This window comes from Prosthecobacter sp., from assembly GCF_044232965.1.
In the GTDB taxonomy this organism is placed as follows: domain Bacteria; phylum Verrucomicrobiota; class Verrucomicrobiia; order Verrucomicrobiales; family Verrucomicrobiaceae; genus Prosthecobacter.
In genome coordinates this window covers 1-3,665 of the sequence record NZ_JBIIKX010000149.1, presented here as the reverse complement: position 1 = coordinate 3,665, position 3,665 = coordinate 1, and the positions used below count along the sequence as shown (strand labels likewise).

Here is a 3,665-nt window from a genome sequence, read left to right as displayed (position 1 = left end):
AAATCTCTCCCACGGGTCTGGATGTCCTCGCGCCTCTAACCTTTGAGGAATGGAGCCAAGTCGCCCCTTCCCTGGGGAATGCCGCGCGCGGCATTGCTTTTGTGATCGGTGACTGGCTGGTCTATGGTGATGCCAACTTCCGCAAAGGTCCGGCTGCGAGCCGTGTCGCCACGGATGCCTATGATGCGGCCATTCAGGCCACGGGCTTGGACAGAACCACCCTCCACAACTACGCCTACGTCGCTCGGCGCGTGTCCAGGAACCGCCGCAATGAGGTCCTCGCCTGGGAGCATCACAAGGTGGTCGCCAAGCTGCCCGCTGCTGAGCAGAGCCGCTGGCTGTCACTGGCCGCCCCCAAGAAAAACCAGCGGGCTATTGGCACCATGCGCTTGCGCAAGAGCATCATCGCCGGGCGTGTGCTCACCCCTGAGGAGATGGTGGCCGATCCTGCGGATCGTGGCAGAAACAATCATATTCCATACATCAATAGGCTTTGTGCTTGGTGGAGCGACATGAAGGACAACAAGTGGCCCCAGCGTGCCACAGCCGAGCAGGTGGAGACCCTGCTGCGTGATTTTGGGCGGGTGATGAAACTCAGTGGTGAGTTGATCCAACTGTTGGAAACCAAGCGCCGCAGAAAGCCCTGATGTCCAAGTCCGAATATCCCGAGGTCTTGTTCAGCTACAGCCTGTCATTTGGCGAGCGAGAGTTTCTGGTCCGTATCATGCCCTCTGGCGTGATGGTTTGGGACGACTACCAGGCGCGCCGGGCCTTATGCGATCCAGCAGCCCCTATGGTCGGCGATGACGAATTTACGGTGTCATTGAATCTCAGTTCCGAGCTATTGAGCTGGTTTAAGAAAGCAGCGACCATGCTCACCGATGGTACATGGACCACCAAAGACGAAGCCAAGCTTGACCAAAAACTTGCGCCGCTGTTTTGGAGTCAGATCAATCCATATCTGCCCGCCCCCATCGAGCCGCCTTTGCCATGATGCTGCGTCAAAGCTGCTCATAGATTTTCACGATGGGCAGCAGGTCGCGCTTGAGTGCCGCACGCTGCTGTGGCGTGGCTCGATGCAACCACTGCTCTTTCTGAATATTTGACCACCATGTGCAGAGACGATTGAGCGGCGGGATGTGATTGGGGATGCCACGATCGGCAGGATCAAGCTTCATGTCCGCCGGTTTCAGCAGCCTGCCCGCTGAAATGCTTTTGCGCAGGCGACGGGTGGAAACCACCGCCTTGCCGCTCCCGGCAATACGCAGCCAGCGTGATTGGCCGTCGTGTTCCAATTTCGCCACCACCTTGTGGTGTTCCCAGGAAAGGTTTTCATGGCGCAAGGAATGTGGCACGCGCCTCGCTACATAGGCATACGTGGCCAATGTGGTGTGGTCCAATCCAGTGGCTTCAACGGCGGCAGCATAGTCGTCGGCAGACACACGGGATGCCTTTTTGGCAGTCGGGCTGGCGAACTGTGTTTGACCATAAACCAGCCAGTCACCGATGAGGAAGCCGATGCAGCGTGATGCCTCGTTGAGTCGTGGTGCCAATGAGGCCCATTCGGTAAAGGATAACGAGGCATGCACGGCGAGGCCGATGGGGGAGACGGTGAACTTGGGACAGTCTGGCAGGGTGAGGCTCATGGCACGAGGTTCTGTTGGTTGAGTTCATCCATGCGGCGGCGACGGTAGCTCTGACGCGCCTTCGTGGAGCGCATGGCGCGGCTGGGGGCCAGGCCGAGAGCGTCAGTGAACTCGACACAGCGCTTACTGACCGCAGCGCGGGTGACGCCGTAACGACGAGCGATGTCCGTCATGGAATCCCCCATATAGGAAATGCCGGTGGCAAGGGCGAGGCACTCGACGGAGAGCCTCACGTTGTCTTGGCCAAGCAATTCACCCACCAGTCGGCGGACGAAGTGCAGCACGTCTTCGTGATCGGGAGTGGCCTGATTCGACTCGACATCATCGGCAGGGTCATCGAATTCCTCAGGCTGGACGAAGCATTGGTGATTCTGCGCAGCATCACGAAAACCACTCCCGCTGGTGTCGGACATCTGAGGTTGATCAAGTCCCAATGCCTCTAGTTGCTGCCGCTCCTCAGGAGAAAGTGATGCCACCCAGTCGCGGTACTCACGCTGGTAGGCCGAGTCACTGCTGCGCTGCCGGCGGGTGTAGTTCGTGTCGGCCCCATCCCCACCATGTCGTGTGGACGCGGCTTTCACAATGCCCCCTCCTTCTGACGGATGACGACCTGTGTCGGAAGTTGGTTCAGCAGCCACGCAATGACTTGGGGAGGATCAAAGCGGACCAGCCGGCCGATTCGCACGAAGGGCAGTCCTTCCTCCCTCAGATAGCCCACCTGTCGAAGACTACAGCGGGTGAAACGTGCCACGTCGCGTGCCGTCCAGAGATGGGGTAATGCAGGCTGCGATTGCGCCTGAGCGGGCCTGTCTGCCCCTGATTGCATGTGGTTGCTCATGCACGGGGTGCGATGTCAACCAACCGGGCATCTTCGTTGCGCAACGAAGATGGCCAGCCGCGCTGGTTGACACGGTGCTCACGGGCATGAACAAACCTGCAAATCCCCCTCCTGACTTGTGGCTGACTGAACAGGAACTCGCCGACCTGCTCCGCATCAGCCTCCGCCACCTCATCAACCTGCGCAAAGCTGGCCTGCCCCATGTGATGCTCGGCGCGGTGGTGCGCTACGACCTGCCTGAGGTCCTCGCTCATCTCAAAAAACACCGGCATCTGGCCTCCCGGACCACGGATGCCATGAACACGAATGGAGAGGGGCGGCCATGAGCTTCCGCATCCACGACGGCGTGTGCTTGCCCCGCTTTGTCCACGACATGCTTAGCGCCTGCCCTGCTGCTGGTGGCGGCGTCCACCTGTGGCTCTTCCGTGTGGCACGGGTGCTGCATCCCTTATTCGAGGACAAGAGCCGCATCGCCGAGATGCTGGCTAAAGCCGCCTCCGGCTGTGGGCGCGAGGTGCCGGAATCCGAAATCCTCTCGGCGATTGCCAATTCACAGGCCTGTGCGTGGCAGCCACGGGGAAAGCTCGCGGCTGGACGCGATCGCCAGCCCGTCTCTCGTCCGGCTTCCGCAGAAACTGCGAGCCCTTCTTTCTCGTCATGGCCACAGCGCAATGATGAGCAGATCGAAGCCGTGGTCGCAGCCTGCGATGTGGCCGGTTTGGCAGATCTCTGGGAAGCATCACCGCTACGCCCGGACTGGGAGGAACCGCAAACTGAAGAACTCATCGACAGGTTGTTTCCCGGCAATCCATTGCTGTGCTGCGGTAAGCACATCAACCGGGACTTTGGCACCGGCACCCGTGAGGAATGGCGGGGGCAGCTTTTGGTGCAGCAGTTCATCGTGCCTTCGCCCATGACCGCCGAGGAAGGGCTTAAAAAAGACGGCGGCCCCTCCATGCGCTGCCTCGCCAACACCGGCCCCCGGCGCTATCTGGTCATCGAGTCCGACCACGGCACGGTCGATACGCACGCCGCCGTGCTGTGGCATCTGGCACGCCTGGCACCGCTAGTGATGGTGGTGCATAGCGGCGGCAAGTCTTTGCACGGCTGGTTTGCCTGCCAGGGGAGCAGCGAGGCACTGCAACTCCGCTTCATGCGCTATGCCGTGATGCTGGGCGCTG

Annotated in this window: 6 protein-coding genes; 4 read left to right on the top strand and 2 right to left on the bottom strand. The window is 60.4% G+C overall.

The features are described 5' to 3' along the window. Both ACILSI_RS26820 and ACILSI_RS26815 read left to right on the top strand, forming a co-directional pair. Window positions 1-647: hypothetical protein (locus ACILSI_RS26820; RefSeq protein WP_395725002.1), on the top strand; the 647-nt coding region annotated here is incomplete at its 5' end. Beyond that, window positions 647-994: a hypothetical protein gene (locus ACILSI_RS26815; protein WP_395725001.1), complete on the top strand. Its 348-nt coding sequence runs from the start codon at window positions 647-649 to the stop codon at window positions 992-994. The genes ACILSI_RS26820 and ACILSI_RS26815, both read left to right, overlap by 1 nt. Before the next feature lie 7 nt (window positions 995-1,001). On the opposite strand, the gene ACILSI_RS26810 is transcribed toward ACILSI_RS26815, so the two are convergent. Continuing rightward, window positions 1,002-1,646 carry a hypothetical protein gene (locus ACILSI_RS26810; RefSeq protein WP_395725000.1) on the bottom strand — a complete coding sequence of 215 codons (645 nt, stop codon included), beginning with the start codon at window positions 1,644-1,646 and terminating at the stop codon, window positions 1,002-1,004. After that, entirely contained in the window at window positions 1,643-2,227 is a 585-nt protein-coding gene (locus ACILSI_RS26805; protein ID WP_395724999.1) for a hypothetical protein, read from the bottom strand. The genes ACILSI_RS26810 and ACILSI_RS26805 overlap by 4 nt, the downstream gene beginning before the upstream one ends. Before the next feature lie 343 nt (window positions 2,228-2,570). On the opposite strand from ACILSI_RS26805, the gene ACILSI_RS26800 reads away from it, so the two are divergent. Next, entirely contained in the window at window positions 2,571-2,810 is a 240-nt protein-coding gene (locus tag ACILSI_RS26800; protein ID WP_395724998.1) for a helix-turn-helix domain-containing protein, read from the top strand. Next, on the top strand, window positions 2,807-3,665 hold an 859-nt coding region (locus ACILSI_RS26795), incomplete at its 3' end, for a hypothetical protein (protein ID WP_395724997.1). The genes ACILSI_RS26800 and ACILSI_RS26795, both read left to right, overlap by 4 nt.